Origin of the sequence: Microbacterium sp. UBA7513 (genome assembly GCF_002478345.1) — a bacterium.
Classification (GTDB): domain Bacteria; phylum Actinomycetota; class Actinomycetes; order Actinomycetales; family Microbacteriaceae; genus Microbacterium.
The window spans coordinates 183,776-201,771 of record NZ_DLNJ01000020.1 but is presented as its reverse complement, the minus strand read 5'-3'; the positions used below and the strand labels follow the sequence as shown (position 1 = coordinate 201,771).

The 17,996-nt window shown below is 70.2% G+C and carries 17 protein-coding genes and 1 tRNA gene; 14 read left to right on the top strand and 4 right to left on the bottom strand.

Features of this window, described 5'->3' with window-relative positions; genetic code table 11:
* Nucleotides 1-8 precede the first annotated feature (8 nt).
* The 3 genes from pyk to B2W79_RS11545 all read left to right on the top strand — a co-directional run bounded on the left by pyk (nucleotide 9) and on the right by B2W79_RS11545 (nucleotide 3,024).
* A complete protein-coding gene (gene pyk, locus B2W79_RS11555; RefSeq protein WP_025103472.1) occupies nucleotides 9-1,457 on the top strand; it encodes a pyruvate kinase in 1,449 nt (482 codons plus the stop codon).
* Between the two features lie 110 nt (nucleotides 1,458-1,567).
* Nucleotides 1,568-2,374, top strand: a complete 807-nt coding sequence (locus tag B2W79_RS11550) for an alpha/beta fold hydrolase (RefSeq protein WP_292789650.1) — start codon at nucleotides 1,568-1,570, stop codon at nucleotides 2,372-2,374.
* The gene (locus B2W79_RS11545; protein WP_292789648.1) at nucleotides 2,314-3,024 is read left to right on the top strand and encodes an esterase/lipase family protein; all 711 of its coding nucleotides are present in this window, start codon (nucleotides 2,314-2,316) and stop codon (nucleotides 3,022-3,024) included. The genes B2W79_RS11550 and B2W79_RS11545 overlap by 61 nt, the downstream gene beginning before the upstream one ends.
* A 22-nt stretch (nucleotides 3,025-3,046) precedes the next feature.
* Here B2W79_RS11545 and B2W79_RS11540 read toward each other — a convergent pair.
* Nucleotides 3,047-3,132, bottom strand: a tRNA-Leu gene (locus B2W79_RS11540).
* A 100-nt stretch (nucleotides 3,133-3,232) separates the two neighbouring features.
* Here B2W79_RS11540 and B2W79_RS11535 point away from each other — a divergent pair.
* Complete coding sequence (locus B2W79_RS11535) at nucleotides 3,233-3,850, top strand: ANTAR domain-containing response regulator (protein WP_025103469.1); 618 nt, start codon at nucleotides 3,233-3,235, stop codon at nucleotides 3,848-3,850.
* Between the two features lie 8 nt (nucleotides 3,851-3,858).
* The gene (locus B2W79_RS11530) at nucleotides 3,859-4,422 is read left to right on the top strand and encodes a GNAT family N-acetyltransferase (protein ID WP_085607522.1); all 564 of its coding nucleotides are present in this window, start codon (nucleotides 3,859-3,861) and stop codon (nucleotides 4,420-4,422) included.
* On the opposite strand, the gene B2W79_RS11525 is transcribed toward B2W79_RS11530, so the two are convergent.
* Nucleotides 4,397-4,825, bottom strand: a complete 429-nt coding sequence (locus B2W79_RS11525) for a hotdog fold thioesterase (protein ID WP_292789640.1) — start codon at nucleotides 4,823-4,825, stop codon at nucleotides 4,397-4,399. The two genes, B2W79_RS11530 and B2W79_RS11525, sit on opposite strands and share 26 nt — an antisense overlap.
* Before the next feature lie 45 nt (nucleotides 4,826-4,870).
* On the opposite strand from B2W79_RS11525, the gene polA reads away from it, so the two are divergent.
* The 7 genes from polA to B2W79_RS11490 are packed head-to-tail and all read left to right on the top strand — an operon-like array spanning nucleotide 4,871 to nucleotide 14,135.
* A complete protein-coding gene (gene polA / locus B2W79_RS11520) occupies nucleotides 4,871-7,504 on the top strand; it encodes a DNA polymerase I (RefSeq protein WP_292789638.1) in 2,634 nt (877 codons plus the stop codon).
* A 39-nt stretch (nucleotides 7,505-7,543) separates the two neighbouring features.
* Nucleotides 7,544-9,220: a DUF885 domain-containing protein gene (locus B2W79_RS11515; protein WP_292789636.1), complete on the top strand. Its 1,677-nt coding sequence runs from the start codon at nucleotides 7,544-7,546 to the stop codon at nucleotides 9,218-9,220.
* Nucleotides 9,221-9,275: 55 nt separating this feature from the next.
* Nucleotides 9,276-10,310: an LLM class flavin-dependent oxidoreductase gene (locus B2W79_RS11510; RefSeq protein WP_062634549.1), complete on the top strand. Its 1,035-nt coding sequence runs from the start codon at nucleotides 9,276-9,278 to the stop codon at nucleotides 10,308-10,310.
* A 52-nt stretch (nucleotides 10,311-10,362) separates the two neighbouring features.
* Nucleotides 10,363-11,715, top strand: coding sequence for an MFS transporter (locus tag B2W79_RS11505; protein WP_071328607.1), 1,353 nt, complete (start codon nucleotides 10,363-10,365; stop codon nucleotides 11,713-11,715).
* Between the two features lie 28 nt (nucleotides 11,716-11,743).
* Entirely contained in the window at nucleotides 11,744-12,499 is a 756-nt protein-coding gene (locus B2W79_RS11500) for an SGNH/GDSL hydrolase family protein (protein WP_292789633.1), read from the top strand.
* Nucleotides 12,500-12,518: 19 nt separating this feature from the next.
* Nucleotides 12,519-13,265 carry a formylglycine-generating enzyme family protein gene (locus B2W79_RS11495; protein ID WP_292789631.1) on the top strand — a complete coding sequence of 249 codons (747 nt, stop codon included), beginning with the start codon at nucleotides 12,519-12,521 and terminating at the stop codon, nucleotides 13,263-13,265.
* Between the two features lie 57 nt (nucleotides 13,266-13,322).
* On the top strand, nucleotides 13,323-14,135 hold the full coding sequence (locus tag B2W79_RS11490) for an arginase family protein (protein ID WP_292789629.1): 813 nt from the start codon (nucleotides 13,323-13,325) through the stop codon (nucleotides 14,133-14,135).
* A gap of 15 nt (nucleotides 14,136-14,150) precedes the next feature.
* Here the strand turns inward: B2W79_RS11490 and B2W79_RS11485 are convergent, their stop codons facing one another.
* Both B2W79_RS11485 and B2W79_RS11480 read right to left on the bottom strand, forming a co-directional pair.
* Nucleotides 14,151-14,633, bottom strand: coding sequence for a DUF4232 domain-containing protein (locus B2W79_RS11485; RefSeq protein WP_292789812.1), 483 nt, complete (start codon nucleotides 14,631-14,633; stop codon nucleotides 14,151-14,153).
* Between the two features lie 523 nt (nucleotides 14,634-15,156).
* Nucleotides 15,157-16,482, bottom strand: a complete 1,326-nt coding sequence (locus B2W79_RS11480) for an MFS transporter (RefSeq protein WP_071328602.1) — start codon at nucleotides 16,480-16,482, stop codon at nucleotides 15,157-15,159.
* Nucleotides 16,483-16,536: 54 nt separating this feature from the next.
* Between B2W79_RS11480 and B2W79_RS11475 the strand changes: the two genes are divergently transcribed.
* Both B2W79_RS11475 and B2W79_RS11470 read left to right on the top strand, forming a co-directional pair.
* Complete coding sequence (locus tag B2W79_RS11475) at nucleotides 16,537-16,905, top strand: VOC family protein (RefSeq protein ID WP_292789626.1); 369 nt, start codon at nucleotides 16,537-16,539, stop codon at nucleotides 16,903-16,905.
* Between the two features lie 46 nt (nucleotides 16,906-16,951).
* Complete coding sequence (locus B2W79_RS11470) at nucleotides 16,952-17,971, top strand: GNAT family N-acetyltransferase (RefSeq protein ID WP_143049262.1); 1,020 nt, start codon at nucleotides 16,952-16,954, stop codon at nucleotides 17,969-17,971.
* Nucleotides 17,972-17,996 lie beyond the last annotated feature (25 nt).

Sequence of the window (17,996 nt, the reverse complement as noted above, 5' to 3'; positions counted from 1 at the left end):
GAGACATGTTGAGACGCGCGAAAATCGTCGCCACCCTGGGCCCCGCCACTTCCACGTATGAGACGGTGCGCGCACTGATCGATGCGGGTGTGGACGTCGCCCGACTGAACCTCAGCCACGGTGACTACTCCGTGCACGAGAACAACTACGCGAACGTGCGCCGTGCGGCGGAGGACTCCGGTCGTGCCGTCGCCATCCTCGTGGACCTCCAGGGTCCGAAGATCCGTCTGGGCCGCTTCGAGGACGGCCCGTACGAGCTCGCCAAGGGCGACATCTTCAAGATCACCACCGAGGACATCATCGGCAACAAGGAGATCTGCGGCACGACGTTCAAGGGGCTTCCTCAGGACGTCAAGCCCGGCGACTTCCTGCTGATCGACGACGGCAAGGTGCGCGTCGAGGTCGTCGAGACCGACGGCGTGACGGTCACCACGCGTGTCGTCGTCGCCGGCGCCGTCTCGAACAACAAGGGCATCAACCTGCCCGGCGTCGCCGTCAACGTCCCCGCGCTCAGCGAGAAGGACGAGGAGGACCTCCGCTGGGGCCTCCGGACCGGTGCCGACCTCATCGCGCTGTCGTTCGTGCGCAACGCCTCGGACGTGACCCGCGTGCACGAGATCATGGCGGAGGAGGGCGTCCGCGTCCCGGTCATCGCCAAGATCGAGAAGCCGCAGGCCGTCGACGCGCTCGAAGAGATCGTCGACGCGTTCGACGGCATCATGGTCGCCCGTGGCGACCTCGGCGTGGAGCTGCCGCTCGAAGCCGTCCCGATCGTGCAGAAGCGCGCCGTCGAGCTGGCCCGTCGCAACGCCAAGCCCGTGATCGTGGCGACGCAGATGCTCGAGTCGATGATCAACAGCCCGGTGCCGACCCGCGCCGAGACCTCCGACGTCGCCAACGCCGTCCTCGACGGTGCCGACGCGGTCATGCTCTCCGGCGAGACCAGCGTGGGCGACTACCCGGTCGTCGTCGTCGAGACGATGGCCCGGATCATCGAGTCGACGGAGGAGCACGGTCTGGAGCGCATCCTGCCGCTCACCACGAAGCCGCGCACGCAGGGTGGGGCCATCACGCTCGCGGCCCTCGAGGTCGCGGAGTTCGTGGACGCCAAGTTCCTGTGCGTCTTCACGCAGTCGGGCGACTCGGCGCGCCGTCTGTCCCGCCTGCGCTCCCGCATCCCGATGCTGGCCTTCACGCCGGAGCCGGGCATCCGTCGTCGGATGGCGCTCACCTGGGGCCTGCGCTCCACGCTCGTTGACATGGTGCAGCACACCGACCTCATGTACCACCAGGTCGACGAGTACCTCCTCGGGAACGGCCTCGCCGTCGAGGGGGACAAGGTCGTCGTCATCTCCGGTTCCCCTCCCGGGATCATCGGATCCACGAACGACCTGCGCGTGCACAAGGTCGGCGATGCGCTCCGTGGCGCCGCGCCGATCTACAAGGCCGGCGTCTGACGCAGGGCGTTCCGAGAGGGGTGGGGCTTCGGTCTCGCCCCTCTCTGTCATCTCCGGGCCGGGGCGTCAAGCCTCTCGGCCGGGGCGGCGGTCTCGGTTAGCGTGCTGCCATGGTCCTCCGTCGTCTCCTCGTCACCTCCGGGCTGACGTTCCGCATCCTGGAGAGTCCGCGGCCCGCCGGCAGCACCGCTCCGACCGTGGTCCTCGTGCACGGGATCGGGATGTCGCACCGGTACCTGTCGCGGCTGCACGCCGTGCTCGCCGATACGACCCGGGTGGTCTCCGTCGACCTGCCGGGCTTCGGCGGCCTGCCGAAGCCCCGGTTCGACGTCTCCATCCCGCAGATGGCGGCGGGCCTGGCTCAGGTGGTGGCGAGCCTCGACGACGACAGGGTCGTGCTCGTCGGGCACTCGATGGGCGTGCAGTGGGCCGTGGACACGGCGCTGCGGCATCCCGAGTACGTCCGGACCGTCGTGACGATCGGTCCCGTCGCCGATGACGCCCACCGGACTCTCCGCGCCCAGGCCCAGGCACTGGCCCTCGATACGTTCGGTGAGACCCCTGCGATCAACGCCGTCGTCTTCACCGACTATCTGCGCTGCGGCGTGCGGTGGTATCTCGGTCAGGTCCGGCACATGCTCGCGTATCCCCTGGAGGAGAGGGTTGCGGCTCTGACCATGCCGGTGCTCGTCGTCCGGGGGAGCGACGATCCGATCGCCGGACGCGCGTGGTGCCGGCGGCTGCGCGACGCGGCGGCCGTCTCGCGATTGGTGGAGATCCCCGGTCATCATCATGTCGCGCAGCAGTCCGCGCCCCGGGCGGTGGCGTCCGCGATCCTGGCCCACACGACGGGAGCATGGCCGACGGCGGTGCCGGCCGCACCCATCCGACGGGGGAGGGCACGATCAGCGTCCTGAGGATCCTGGGCTGGTGGGCTGCGGACTACGCCTACGCGGGGTTCTGGCAGGTCCGCTCGTTCTTCGGCCGTGACCAGGCGGACGACTTCGCCACCGGAGACCGCGCCCCCATCGTGGTGCTCGCCGGTGTCTACGAGACCTGGCGCTTCCTGGAGCCGCTCATCGTCGCGCTGCACGAGAGGGGTCATCCGGTCCATGTCGTGGATGCGCTGCGCCGCAACCAGTTCCCGGTGCAGGATGAGGCCGATCAGGTGGCCGACTACCTGCGCGCGCACGACCTCTCCGGCGTGTTCCTCGTCGCCCACAGCAAGGGCGGTCTCGCCGGGAAGCTGGTGATGACCGGCCCGGAGGGTGCGCGGATCCGCGGCATGCTCGCCATCGCGACGCCGTTCGGCGGCTCCCGATATGCGCGGCTCCTGCCCGGTCGGGTGCTGCGGGCGTTCGCGCCTGACGACCCCTCGATCGTCGCGCTGGGGCGGGAGCTCGACGTGAACGCGCGCATCGTCTCGATCTACGCCGCGTTCGATCCGCACATCCCGGAGGGGAGCGAGCTGCCCGGTGCCAAGAACGTCGTCCTGGAGACGGGCGGACACTTCCGCATCCTCGCCCACCCCCGCGTGATGGCCGAACTCGCCGCCCTCACCGAGTGACGGGGCGAGGGGCTCGCGATACTGGTGCCGGCGGTGGGACTCGAACCCACACGCCCTCTCGGACAAAGCATTTTGAGTGCTCCGCGTCTGCCATTCCGCCACGCCGGCCCGTGTCTCGCGACTTCGACTGTAGCGCAGACGACGGACGGTTCCCCGCGCGCCCGCCGTCTTCAGCCGGCGGCGGGGGCCTCTCCGTTAGGATGGAGGGGTGACCGAGCAAGAACAGGCTGAGCAGCCCACGGCATCCGCACCCCGACGCGTCGTCGTCGCCGAAGACGAATCGCTGATCCGTCTCGACATCGTCGAGATCCTCCGCGACAACGGCTTCGATGTCGTCGGCGAGGCCGGCGACGGCGAGACGGCGGTGGCACTCGCCACCGAGCTGCGTCCCGACCTCGTCATCATGGACGTGAAGATGCCCCAGCTCGACGGCATCAGCGCTGCCGAGAAGCTCCACAAGGGCAACATCGCCCCCGTCGTGCTGCTGACCGCGTTCAGCCAGAAGGAGCTCGTGGAGCGGGCGAGCGAGGCCGGAGCCCTGGCCTACGTCGTGAAGCCCTTCACCCCGAACGACCTCCTCCCCGCGATCGAGATCGCCCTGGCCCGCCACGAGCAAATCATCACCCTCGAGGCCGAGGTCGCCGACATGGTCGAGCGCTTCGAGACCCGCAAGCTCGTCGATCGGGCCAAGGGCCTGCTCAACGAGAAGATGGGCCTGAGCGAGCCCGAGGCGTTCCGCTGGATCCAGAAGGCGTCGATGGACCGTCGCCTGACGATGCAGGACGTCGCCAAGGCGATCATCGAACAGCTCGCTCCCAAGAAGTAGGGCATCCGGTGCTCCGGCTGGACGCAGAGCACGTTCTGCGGCCGGTCCGCGCCGGCGACGGTGCGGCGCTCGCGCGCGCGTACCTCGCGAACAGAGAGCACCTCGCCCCGTGGGAGCCGGAGCGCTCCGAGGCGTTCTTCACCGAGGACTGGCAGGAGCAGAACGCGCAGCAGTGCGTCGCGGAAGCCGCCCTCGGCCGGAGTTCCCGGTTCGTGATCCTCTCGGACGACGGCGAGATCCGCGGCCGGGTCAACCTCAACACCATCGTGCGCGGTGCGTTCTGGAGCGCCGATCTCGGGTACTGGATCGATTCCACCCGACTGCGCCGCGGGCTCGCCGGGCGCGCGGTCGCCCTCGTGGCGGAGCACGCGCGGGACGAGCTGCGGCTGCACCGCCTCCAGGCGTCGACGCTGCTGCACAACGTCGCCTCGCAGCGGGTCCTCGCCGCCACCGGCTTCGAGCGCATCGGCATCGCCCCGAAGTACCTGCGGATCGCGGGGGAGTGGCAGGACCACATCCTGTTCCAGCTGCTGCTGGAGGAGCCGCTCAGCCCGCGGCGGGAGCGTCCTTGATCATGTTGGTGATGCGGATCGTCGAGCAGCGCCGGCCCTGATCGTCGGTCACGACGATCTCGTGCACCGTGATGCTCCGGCCCAGGTGCACGGGCGTGCAGACTCCGGTGACCACGCCCGAGGTGGCTGACCGGGTGTGTGTGGCGTTGATGTCGACGCCGACAGCGAGGCGGCCGGCGCCCGCGTGCAGGTTGGCCGCCATCGAGCCGAGCGATTCGCCGAGCACGACGTAGGCGCCGCCGTGCATGAGACCGACCGGCTGGGTGTTGCCCTCCACCGGCATCGTCGCCACGCACCGATCGACGCCGAACTCGACGAACTCCATGCCCATCTTCTCGGCCAGCGCACCCATGCGGCGGGCGGCCGCCCACTCGAGTCCTTCGCTGGTGGCGACCTCGCTCATGCATCCTCCTCTGCGGGTGTCCGTGCTCCTCGTTAGGCTGACAGGGTGACGGACTCCGCAAAGCCTACCCTCATGGTCGTCGACGGCCACTCGCTCGCCTACCGGGCCTTCTTCGCCCTCCCGGTCGACAACTTCACCACCAAGGACAACCAGCACACGAACGCCATCTACGGGTTCCTGTCCATGCTGGTCAACCTGATCAAGGCCGAGCAGCCCACGCACCTCGCGATCGCGTTCGACACCTCCCGTCACTCGTTCCGCACCGACGAGTACCCGGAGTACAAGGCCACCCGGTCCGAGACGCCGCAGGAGTTCAAGGGCCAGATCCCGCTGCTGCAGGACTGCCTCGCCGCCATGTCGATCCCCGTGCTGACGCAGGAGGGCATCGAGGCCGACGACATCCTCGCCACCCTCTCCACGCAGGGGGCGGCCCAGGGCTACGACGTGCTCGTGGTCTCGGGAGACCGCGACACCATCCAGCTCGTCACCGACGACGTCACGCTGCTGTATCCGTCCGTGCAGGGTGTCTCGCAGCTCAAGCGCTATGACCCGGCGACCGTGCAGGAGCGCTACGGCGTCCGTCCCGAGCAGTACCCCGACATCGCCGCCCTCGTGGGTGAGACCAGCGACAACCTCCCCGGCGTGCCGAAGGTGGGGGAGAAGACGGCCGTCAAGTGGCTCACGCAGTTCGGCTCCCTCGACGAGCTGCTCGAGCGTGCCGGTGAGATCAAGGGCGTGGTCGGCGGCAACCTCCGCGACCACATCGAGGACGTCCGCCGCAACCGCAAGCTCAACCGCCTGCTCACCGACGTGGAGCTGCCGGTCGCACCGGCCGACCTCGCGGTCGCCCCGATCGACGCCGAGGCCGTCCGCGACATCTTCGCCCGGCTGGAGTTCCGGACGCTGCTGCCGCGGGTCTTCGAAGCCGTCGGTGCGGGCGAGGTTGCCGACGACCCGGCCTCCGTCGTCGAGATGCCCGCGCCGGCACAGGTGTCCGCCGCCGATCTGGCCACCTGGGCCGCGGCTCAGGCCGGACACGTCGCGCTCCGGGTCGTGGTGCAGTCCGGGGCACCGGCGCGCGTCGGTGTCGCCACCGGAAGCGAGCTGCGCGAGCTCGACTGGTCGGAGGAGGCGGCCGCGGCGCTGCGCCCGTGGCTGGAGTCCGACGCGCCGAAGGTGCTGCACGATGCCAAGCCGCAGGTGAAGGCGCTGCTCCGTCAGGGCATCCGTCTGGGCGGGCTCGCCTACGACACGAGTCTCGCGGGCTGGCTGCTGCGCCCCAGCTTCCCCGACAAGACGCTGTCCGACCTCGTCCAGCGCTACCTGGGGGAGAAGCTCCCCGAGGCCGATCCGTCGCAACTCGTGCCGGAGACCGAGGGCGCCACCCCATCGCAGGAGGCGTGGTTCATCCTGCGCGTGGCCGAGGCGCTGCGGAACGATCTGCCGGAGCCGGTGGATGCGGTGCTCCGCGACATCGAGCTGCCGACGCTCCGCACGCTCGCCGACATGGAGCTCGCGGGCGTCGCCGTGTCGCACGAGGTGCTGTCGACGTTCTCGGCGGAGCTCGCGACGCGGGCGGATGCCCTGGCCCAGGAGGCGTTCGCGGTCGTCGGTCGCGAGTTCAATCTCGGGTCCCCGAAACAGCTCCAGGAGGTGCTGTTCGAAGACCTGCAGCTTCCGAAGACGCGCAAGACGAAGACCGGGTACTCGACAGATGCCGCAGTGCTCGCCGACCTCCAGGAGTCGCACCCGCACCCGTTCCTGAGCCTGCTGCTGCAGCACCGTGAGGCGACGAAGCTGCGGCAGATCATCGAGTCCCTCGACACCGCGATCCGCGAAGACCACCGGGTGCACACGACCTATGTGCAGACCGGCAGTCAGACCGGGCGCCTGTCGAGCACCGACCCGAACCTCCAGAACATCCCGGTCCGCACCGAGGAGTCGCGGCGCATCCGCAGCGCCTTCGAGGTCGGCGAGGGGTACGAGACCCTGCTCACCGCCGACTACTCGCAGATCGAGATGCGCATCATGGCGCACCTCTCGGGCGACGAGGGACTGATCGAGGCCTTCAACAGCGGTGAAGACCTGCACCGCTTCGTCGGCGCCCGCGTGTTCGGGGTCGATCCCTCCGAGGTCACGCCGGCGATGCGCACCAAGGTGAAGGCGATGTCGTACGGCCTCGTCTACGGCCTCTCCGCGTTCGGGCTGTCCAAGCAGCTGCGCATTGAGCAGTCCGAGGCCAAGCAGCTCATGGTGGAGTACTTCGCGCGGTTCGGCGCGGTCCGCGACTACCTGCGGGCCTCGGTGATGAAGGCGAAGGAGGTCGGCTACACCGAGACGATCTTCGGGCGTCGGCGGCCGTTCCCCGACCTCGCGAGCCCCAACCGTGTGCTGCGGGAGAACGCCGAGCGTGCGGCGCTGAACGCCCCGATCCAGGGGAGCGCGGCCGACATCATGAAGATCGCGCTGTTCCACATCCACGACGACCTCCACGCCGCGAAGCTGGAGTCGCGGGTGCTGCTGCAGATCCACGACGAACTCGTCGTCGAGGTCGCGGCAGGGGAGTGGGATGCGGTGGAGCAGATCGTCCGCACGCGGATGGGGGATGCCGCTCAGCTCTCCGTGCCGCTCGACGTGCAGGTGGGCCGCGGTCGGGACTGGAACGAAGCCGCGCACTGATCCCGGTGGCCGCCGGGGGCGGGGATTAGGCTGGAAGGTATGACTTCAGCACCCCGCACCCCCTCCGCCATCGACAAGGTCGCCGATGAATGGGTCTACACGATCGCCGTTCTGGCGCCGACTCTCGGCACCTACATCGGCCGCTCCGAGGTCAACGACCGGTTCGGCGATCTGAGCCCGGAAGGTCATGAGGAGATCGCCGCGGCGACGCGGGCCACGCTCGACAAGCTCTCGGCGCTGGAGCCCGTCGACGCGATCGACGAGGTCACCAAGACCGACCTCAGTGCGGAGCTGCGCCTCGACCTCGAGCTGCACGACGCGAAGTGGCACCTGCGCGACCTGAACGTCATCGCCTCCGCCGCGCAGGACGTCCGCTCCGCCTTCGACCTGATGCCCACCGCGACGGTCGAGGACTGGGAGGTCATCTCCACCCGGCTCTCCGCGGTTCCCGCGGCGCTGCGCGGATACGTCGAGACGCTGCGCCTGGGCATCGCCGAGGGCGTGACGCCCGCACGACGCCAGGTCGCGGAGGTCGCGACGCAGATCGACCGCTACATCGCCGACGACGGCTTCTTCGCGGCGTTCGTCGCGCACGCCGATCCCGAGGAAGGCCAGCTTCCCGCCTCGCTCGCCCGCACCCTGGCGGACAACTCCGCGGCTGCGCGGGTCGCGTACGGGGAGCTGCGGCGCTTCCTTGCCGAGGAGCTCGCGCCCGAGGCCGGTGAGACGGACGCCGTGGGGCGCGACCTTTACGCCCTCAACTCCCGTCGATTCCTCGGCGCCACCATCGACCTCGACGAGACCTACGAGTGGGGTCGCGAAGAGCTCGCCCGCATGGTGGCCGAGCAGACGGCGATCGCGAACGAGATCCTCCCCGGCGCCTCCGTCGAAGAGGCCGTCGCGCATCTGGAGTCCGACCCCGCCCGCAAGCTCGTCGGCACCGAGGCGCTTCAGCGGTGGATGCAGGAGACCAGCGACCGCGCGGTCGCCGAGCTCGGCGCCTCGCACTTCGACATCCCGGAGGCCATCCGCACCCTGGAGTGCATGATCGCGCCGACGCAGGAGGGCGGGATCTACTACACCGGCCCCACCGACGACTTCTCGCGCCCCGGCCGCATGTGGTGGTCGGTCCCCGAGGGCGTCACCGAGTTCGACACGTGGCGCGAGCTCACCACCGTGTACCACGAGGGTGTGCCGGGGCATCACCTGCAGATCGCCCAGGCCGTGTACAACCGCGCCGAGCTCAACTCGTGGCGACGGCTGCTCGCCGGCACCTCCGGCCACGCGGAGGGCTGGGCGCTGTATGCGGAGCGACTGATGGAGCAGCTCGGTTACCTGGACGACCCGGCGGATCGCCTCGGCATGCTGGACGGGCAGCGGATGCGGGCGGCGCGCGTGGTCCTCGACATCGGCGTGCACCTCGGCAAGCCCCGTCTCGACGGTGACGGCGTCTGGGATGCCGACTACGCGCTCGACTTCCTCCGTCGCAACGTCAACATGTCGGACCAGTTCGTGCAGTTCGAGGTCAACCGGTACCTCGGCTGGCCGGGTCAGGCGCCGTCGTACAAGGTCGGTCAGCGCATCTGGGAGCAGGTCCGCGACGCCGTCCAGCAGGCGGAGGGCGACGCGTTCAGCTTCAAGGGCTTCCACAAGCGCGCCCTCGATCTGGGCGGCGTCGGACTGGACACGCTGCGGAGCGCGCTGCTCCCTCGGTGACGGGAATGCCGGCTCGAGTCCGCGCGTTCCATTCACCTGAATAGGAAGGTGTGACATGGACATCGAATTCGGGCTGGACACGTTCGGCGACATCACCCGGGATCAGGACGGCGAGCTGCTCAGCGGCGCGCAGACCATCCGGAACGTCGTCGCCCAGGCGGAGCTGGCCGATACCGTCGGCGTGGACTTCTTCGGCGTGGGGGAGCACCATCGGCGCGAGTTCGCGGTGTCCTCACCGGAGATGGTGCTCGCGGCGATCGCCGCCCGTACCGAGCGGATCCGGCTGGGCACCGCCGTGACCGTCCTGTCCTCGGACGACCCGGTGCGCGTGTTCGAGCGTTTCTCGACCCTCGACGCCCTGTCCGGAGGGCGGGCGGAGGTCGTGCTCGGGCGCGGTTCGTTCATCGAGTCCTTCCCGCTGTTCGGCTACGACCTGCGCGATTACGACCGGCTCTTCGAGGAGAAGCTGGAGCTGTTCGTCGAGCTCCTCAAGGAGGAGCCCGTGACGTGGTCTGGGTCGCTGCGGCCGTCGCTCGACAACGCGGACGTGTTCCCGAAGACCGAGAAGGGTCTGCGCACGTGGGTCGGCGTCGGCGGGAGTCCTGAGTCCGTCGTGCGTGTCGCGCGTCACGGTCTCGGCCTGATGCTGGCGATCATCGGCGGCCCGGCCGGGCGGTTCAAGCCGTTCGTCGACCTGTACCACCGCTCGGTCGCCTCCTTCGGGACGACGGCGCACCCGGTGGCCGTGCACTCGCCCGGTCACATCGCGCCCACCGACGCGGAGGCATGGGACGAGGCCTACCCGGGCTTCGAGGCGATGAACAACACCATCGGTCGTGAGCGCGGCTGGCCGCCCTACAGCCGTGCGCGGTTCCAGAACGACATCGGTCCCGAGGGCTCCCTCTATGCCGGCTCGCCCGAGCGTGTGGCGGCGAAGATCGCCGACACGATCACGACCCTCGGGCTCGGCCGCTTCGACCTCAAGTACGCGACGGGCACCCTCTCGCACGAGTCGATGATGCGCAGCATCGAGCTGTACGGCACCGAGGTGATCCCTCGGGTGCGGAAGCTCCTCGCCGACCGCGACTGAGCCGGCGTCATCTCGCGGCTCGGCGGGACGGGACGGCCCTACGATGAGAATCATGGCCGATACCGCCCTGCCGAGCCGCACGTCGCTCGCCGAGCGCCTCGACGTCCTTCCGTTCACCCGCCGACACCTGCGCCTGCTCACCGGGTCCGGCGTGGGCTGGGCCCTGGACGCGATGGACGTGGGGCTCATCTCCTTCATCATCGCGGCGCTCACACAGCAGTGGGGCATCTCCAAGGGGGAGGCCGGCTGGATCGCCTCGCTCGGCTTCGTCGGCATGGCGGTCGGTGCGACCCTCGGCGGTCTTCTCGCTGACCGCTTCGGCCGCCGGCAGGTGTTCGCCCTCACGCTGCTCATCTACGGCGTGGCCACCGGAGCGAGTGCTCTGGTCGGGTCAGTGGCGGCCCTGCTCGTGCTGCGTTTCTTCGTCGGCCTCGGGCTCGGGGCGGAGCTGCCGGTCGCCTCGACCTACGTGAGCGAGTTCGCCCCCGCGCGCATCCGGGGACGGCTGATCGTCATCCTGGAAGCGTTCTGGGCCGTCGGCTGGACCGCCTCCGCGCTCATCGGGTACTTCGTCATCCCCGCCTCCGAGGCAGGCTGGCGGTGGGCCTTCGCACTCGGCGCGATCCCCGCGGTCTACGCGCTCGTCGTGCGGTGGGGTCTGCCCGAGTCGCCGCGCTGGCTGGCGTCCCGCGGACGCATCGCGGAAGCCGATCGCATCGTGGCGGCGTTCGAAGCCGATGCGGGGGTCGAGTACACCCCGCCTCTTCGGAAGGAGCCGGCGTCGCGGGCGATCGCGAAGACGGCGCGGGCCCGGCTCACGACCCTCTGGAACGCGGAGTTCCGGGTGCGGACGGCCTGCCTCTGGCTCGTGTGGCTGGCTGTGAACTTCGCCTACTACGGGGCCTTCATCTGGATCCCCAGCATCCTCGTCGACGCCGGATTCGACCTCGTCCGTTCGTTCGGCTTCACCCTCATCATCACGCTCGCGCAGCTCCCGGGCTACGCCGTGGCGGCCTGGCTCATCGAGGTGTGGGGACGACGCATCACGCTGTCGGTCTTCCTCCTGGGGGCGACCGCCTCGGCCGTCGTCTTCGGCACCGCCACGACCGTGCCGATGATCATCGGCGCCGGCATGGCCCTGTCGTTCTTCACCCTCGGCGCGTGGGGCGCGCTGTACGCGGTGACGCCTGAGATCTACCCGACCTCGCTGCGCGGCACCGGGGCGGGCTGGGCCGCGGGGGTCGGACGCATCGCCTCCATCGTGGCGCCCCTCGCCGTTCCTGTCCTCCTCGTCGCCGGCGGCGCTCCTCTGCTGTTCGTCGTGTTCGCGGCCTGCTTCCTCGTCGCGGCGGCCGCCGCGTGGGGACTCGTCGACCGGAGCGGAGCGGCGCTGGACGACCGGTGACGTCCGGGACCGGGAATAGGCTGGGCGCGTGGCTGATGTACGTTTCGTCGCGATAGGCGACTCCTTCACCGAAGGCGTGGGCGATGTGCTCCCCGATGGGCGCGAGCGCGGCTGGGCCGACATCGCCGCGCAGGGGTGGGCGGATGCCGCGGGGCACACCATCCAGTACGCGAACCTGGCGATCCGGGGGAAGCTGGCCTGGCCGATCGTCGAGGAGCAGCTCGAACCAGCGCTGGCCCTGCGTCCCACGCACCTGTCGTTCAACGGTGGCGGCAACGACATGCTGCGGCCGCGGACCGACGTGGAGCACATCGCCGATGCGTTCAGCCGGGTCCTGCGACGGTGCGACGAAGAGGGGGTGACGATGATCCTGCTCTCCGGCGCCAACCCCAGCGGGCAGCTTCCGATGGGCTCCCTCGTGCAGCGCCGGGGCGACCTGCTCTCCGAGGCGGTCCTGCGGCGGATCGAGGACCGCCCCGACGTGATCCGCGCCCTCAACTGGCCGGACACGGAGCTCTCGAAGCCCGCGTACTGGTCGGAGGACCGGCTTCACATGAACGCGGCCGGACACCATCGCGTCGCGGCCCGCGTGCTGCACGGACTCGGCTTCGAGCCGCCGGCAGCCTGGTGGGCGCCGCTCGATCGCTGGACCGCCGGCCCCGCGGGTTTGGCCTACTACCGGGAGTTCGTCGGGCCCTGGGTGCGTCGACGCGTGACGAGGACCTCGTCGGGAGACGGCCGCGCAGCGAAGTACCCCACCTGGGTCGAACGGACTCCGGCGTGAGCGTCGCCGTACCCCGCGCATGAGCGATATCGAGCTCGTCCGTCTCGCCGCCGGCACGGTGACGCTGCACGACGCCCGGCGACGCACGCGCCGCACCGTGGAACTCGAACCCTTCGCCCTCGGTGTCTTCCCGGTGACCGAAGAACAGGTCACCGAGGTCCTGGGCACCCCGTCACGGCATCCTCGTCGCCCGGTCGCCGACGTGAGCTGGCTGCGGGCCATCCACTTCTGCAACGCCGCCTCGGAGTGGGAGGGGCTCGATCCCGTCTACCACTTCGAGGGTGAGGATGTGGCCTGGGACACTACAGCGGACGGCTACCGCCTGCCGACCGAGGCCGAGTGGGAGTACGCCTGCCGCGCCGGTTCCACCGGGCCGCATTACGCGCCGCTGGCGGAGGCCGCCTGGACGGCTGCCGACGGAGTCGGCACGCCGCAGGACGTGGGCGGGAAGCTCCCGAACCTGCACGGGCTCTTCGACACGCTCGGGAACGTGTGGGAATGGTGCTGGGACCTCCTCGACCCCGCGCGGTACGACGACTACCGGGTCTTCCGGGGCGGCGGGTTCGCCGACGACGCCTGGAGCGTCCGCGCCTCGGTCCGCCGTGGGGGAGCGCCGCGCATGCACCACGAGGACGTCGGCTTCCGCGTGGCCCGCGGCGCCTTCGACACCGAGGAGGAGGCGCAGGGCTGGTCGGCAGCAGCGGACAGGGACCGCGCCTTCGTCGACGGAGGGCTCCCGTCGGGATGGACGCCGCGCCGGCGTTAGTGCAGGCCGGGTGCGGCGGTTTTGGCCGTGATCTGTGCCGGGTGGGAGACTGAGCGGATGACCAGGCCCTTCGCGCTCATCCTCAACCAGGGTCGCGTCGCCGACCGCACGGACGGAGCCCTCGTCGGGGCGCGCCGCGTCGCCGACGCCCTGTCCTCGCTCCTCCGGCGGGAGCCCGTCGTGGTCGGCACTCCGGAGCCCGGTCGGCTCGACGACTGGTCGGTCGCGCTGCCCGAGGCCTCGGACACGCTCACGGGCCTCCGTGCCGCGGTGCAGGAGGCGATCATGGGGGAGACGACGCCGCTCCTCGTGACGAACACGTGTGCGGCGAGCCTCGGAACGCTGCCGAGCGTCGCCGAGCACCACCCCGACGCGGTGGTGCTCTGGATCGATGCGCATGGCGACTTCAACACGCCGGACACCACCGACTCCGGCTACCTCGGCGGCATGGTCCTCGCCGCCGCCTGCGGGCTGTGGGACAGCGGCCACGGGGCGGGCATCGACCCGCGGCAGGTCATCGTCGTCGGCGGCCGCGACATCGACCCCGCCGAGGGAGAGCTCCTCGCCGGCGCGGGAGTGACCGTCCTCAGCCCCGCGGAGAGCACGCCGGAGCGACTGAGCGCTCTCATCGCCGGGCGACCGGTGTGGATCCATGTCGACTGGGACGTCCTGGAGCCCGGCTACATCCCCGCGGCCTATCGGGTCGGCGACGGTCTGCTGCCGCACCAGGTGGCCGCGCTGTTCGCCGCGATCCCGGCCGCGGACGTCCGCGGCGTGGAGCTCGCCGAGTTCGAGGCGGGCGACGCGGAGGTGCCGGAGCGCGTCAGCGTCGAGTTGATCGTGGAGACGGTCCAGCACCTGCTGCGCTGACGGCGCGGAGTGCCGTCACGGCGCGGCGGGTGCGGCGCCGAGGTGCCAGGCGGTGATCGCGACCTCGGAGCCCGACACGATGTCGAGTTCGACCGGCCACGAACCGCGGTCGTACCCGGGGAGCAGCGAGGCGTGCAACGCACGCGCCACGAGAGCGCCGTCCGTGGCATTCGCGTCCCATCCGATCACCGCGGTCGCCTCGCCCTGGGGCAGCACGGTGACGGGCGCGGAGCCGGGGTCGGTGGCCAGGAAGGACGAACCGGGTCGCACCTCGACGTCGAGCGCATGCCCGTTCTGGTCGGCGAAGGCGATGTCGGGATACCCCTCGACCACGCACGGCTCCTCGCTGATGTTCATCAGACGGATGCTCTGGGCACGGTGCCCCGTGGCCCCGTCGGCCGTTCCGAGTAGCAGCGTGGCCCGGTCGGGAGTGCAGGCGTCCGCGGGGAGTTGGGGAGTCGAGGCCCCCGGGGCCCGCTCCGGTACCGGATCGCCCACGGCCGCCGGATCGACGAAGGCTCCCGACGACGACGAGAGCGACCACGCTCGCGACGGTGACGCCGAGAAGGCGCGGGGACCACCGCCGCGCAGATTCCTCACCGGCCCTGCGCGAGAACGCCCAGGCGGGGATCCAGCCCCAGGCGAATCCCCAGTAGGCGGTGTCCGGCGCGGACTCGACGACCGCGGGTGCCCGGCCGACGCCCTGCGCACCCCGTCCCGCGACCCAGACGACGCTGCACAGGACGGCGGCCGTCACCGTTAGCACGAGGACGCCCCACGCACCGGGGAGCAGCCAGGCATGACTCTGCAGCGATCCGATACCGGCGAAGCTCAGCAACCGCGTCAGCACGATGTCGGAACCGGTCAGTCGGGCGATGGCGCCGGAGACGATCCACAGTGCGCCGAGGATCAGTCCGGCGAGCAGTCCCGCCGTCAACGGCGGCCTCGTGCGGCCGTCTCGGGCGCGCGGGAGGGCGGCGGTCGACGGGGGAGCGGAGGCCAAGCCTCATCCTATGGGCGCTCAGCGACGCCGCTCGGGATCCAGCCCCATGCGGATCCGCGTCCGCTTGCGTTCGATCAGGATGAACACGACTCCGAGGACCCAGAGCGGGATCAGAGTGAGGAACGCGACACGGAACGCGCCGAGCGTGTAGGTGTCCGGGGTGCCGGCGCCCTGGGCGTCGAGGAGGAGACCGATCACGAACACGGCGATCAGGGCCGCGATGAAGCCGCCCGCGTTCGTCACGCCGGTGGCCGTGCTGAGGCGATGCACGGGATTGTGCGTGCGCGCGTGGTCGAAGGCGATCATCGACGCGGGGCCCCCGGTCGCCAGAGCGATCGCGAGGACCCAGAGCAGCCAGTCCGGGGCGGGGCCGGGGAGGGCGATTACCGCGATCCACGCGGCCATCTGCACACCGACGGCGGGGAGGACGAGGGCGAGGGAGCGGTGGTTCGGCAGGCGGCGGGAGAGATCGCCGATGATCGGGCCGAGGATCATGCCCGCGACCACGTAGATCGAGATGATCCCCGCCGCGTGGGCGGTGGTCAGGCCCTCGCCGGCCGTGAGGAACGGCATGCCCCACAGCAGCACGAACACCGTGCCGGCGAACGGGGTGGTGAAGTGCGACCAGAACGCGAGCCGTGTGCCGGGATGCGCCCAGGCCGCCCGGATGCCGACGCCCGTGTCGATCGCCGACGTCACGACACGCACGACTCCGGTGTCCGTGTTCACCGACACGTCGGGACCGCTCTCCGCGGGGTTGTTGCGCACGATGAGCCACACGAGGATCGTGAAGAGCAGGCCGAGACCGGCGATGCTGCCGAACGTGATCGACCAGGTGGTGGCGTGCAGCAGGGCGGCGACCGGCACCAGCGCGATCAGCTGTCCGGCCTGCCCGATGATCCCGGTGAACTGGACCATGACGGGGCCGCGCTGCGCGGGGAACCACGTGGCGACGAGTCGCAGCACGGCGGGGAAGACCGCGGCGTCACCGGCTCCGAGGAGGACACGCGCGACGATCGCGATGCCGATGCTGGGGGACAGGGCCATGGTGAGCTGTCCGGCCGCCATGAGCAGCATCCCCGCCGTGATGATCGGACGGGATCCGAAGCGATCGAGGAGGACTCCCACCGGGATCTGCATCCCCCCGTAGACGGCGAGCTGCACGACCGCGAACAGCGCGAGCGTGGAGGCGTCCGCCTGGAAGCGGTCGGCGGCCTCGACACCGACCGCGCCCAGAGATGTGCGGTTGGTGATGGCGAGCACGTAGGCCGCGACGCCGACGGACCAGATCGCCCAGGCCCGCCACCCCGGCGTGGAGACGGGCGAGTGGGAGACCTGAGGCACCCTTCCACGCTACTCCTGACCGGCGATGTCCGACGCCGTGGCTAGAGTGCCCGCATGACAGCCTCCTCGCAGCACCACGCCCTCGACTATGTCGAGCTCGTCGTCACGGATCTCGACGTGGCGAAACGCTTCTTCGCCACCGCCTTCGGGTGGAGCTTCCAGGACTACGGCCCTGGCTATGCAGGCATCCTCTCGCCCCGCGGAGACGGGAGCGAGGTCGGCGGGCTCCTGCTCGCGGACGCACCGCGACCCGTCGGCGGTCCGCTCGTGCTGCTCTACTCCGACGATCTCGATGCGACGAGGGAGACGATCCAGGACGCAGGCGGCCGGATCCTGCAGGAGCCGTATGCGTTCCCCGGTGGCCGGCGCCTTCACTTCGCCGACCCGAGCGGCAACGAGCTCGGCGTCTGGTCCTCCCACTAGGCGCTGCAGAACACAGCGCGGGGCGGATGAGTGCCAGACTGCGAGGATGAGCCACCCGCCCCGCATCCCGGAGATGGAGACGTCGCGCCTCCGCCTGCGCAGGCAGGCGATCGAGGACGCTACCGTGTTCCGGCACCTGTGGACCGAACGTGACGAACGAGTCCCCGCGCACCGGCGGCTCGACCCGGACGGTCGCCCCGACGTGGACGACATCCGAGCGCAGATCCGCGATGCCGAGAAGTCGTCGCTGCTCACCGTGGAACGGACCGACACCGGGGATCCGATCGGGTACTGCGGTCTCGTCTACGGCGGTGACGGCGTGGGCGATGAGCCGGAGCTCGCGTTCGAGCTGCTCCGTGCCGAGCACAATCGGGGGCATGCCACCGAAGCTGCCCAGGCTGTCGTGGCATGGGCAGCTGGGGTGGGAATCGGCCGCGTCTGGGCCGGCGTCTGGGAATGGAACCTCCCGTCCCGGCGCGTGCTCGAGAAGCTCGGCTTCGTCGAATCCGGACGGGAACGCCCGTCCTCCGTCCACGGTCGAAACATCCTGACCGTCAGGACGCTCAGCCAGAGTTCCCGCGCCGAGGGGAGGGTGGCGGCGGTGCCGGACGGGGTCATCGTGAGCGGCACGCTCCCTGACGATGTGGACCGATGTGTCCAACTGTGGGTCCGTGCTCTCCTCGCACGAGACGGAGAAGTCGACAGCCACGCGGTCGGCGAAAGGACACGTGGCGTCTTCGGTCGTCCGCTCATCAGGTTCGCCATCGTCGACCATCCCTTTTCGGGGTTCGCGGTGACTGTCGGGAAAGTCGGCGAGCCGATGACGGCGGTACTGGAGCGAATCGCGGTCGCACCGGGGAAGACCGGGCAGGGGATCGGGCGGGCGTTGTTGACCGATGCCATCGACTCTTCCCGGCGACGAGGGCGGTCGGCGATGGAGTTGGCCGTGCGTCGAGGGAACCCAGCCGTCCGCCTGTACGAGGCCCTCGGGTTTCGGGCCACTTCGGGCCCGGCGGATCATCCGCTCGGGGGCGAGCCGATGATCACGTTCCGCCGATCATTGTGACCGACGCGCGCATCCCATCTCGTAG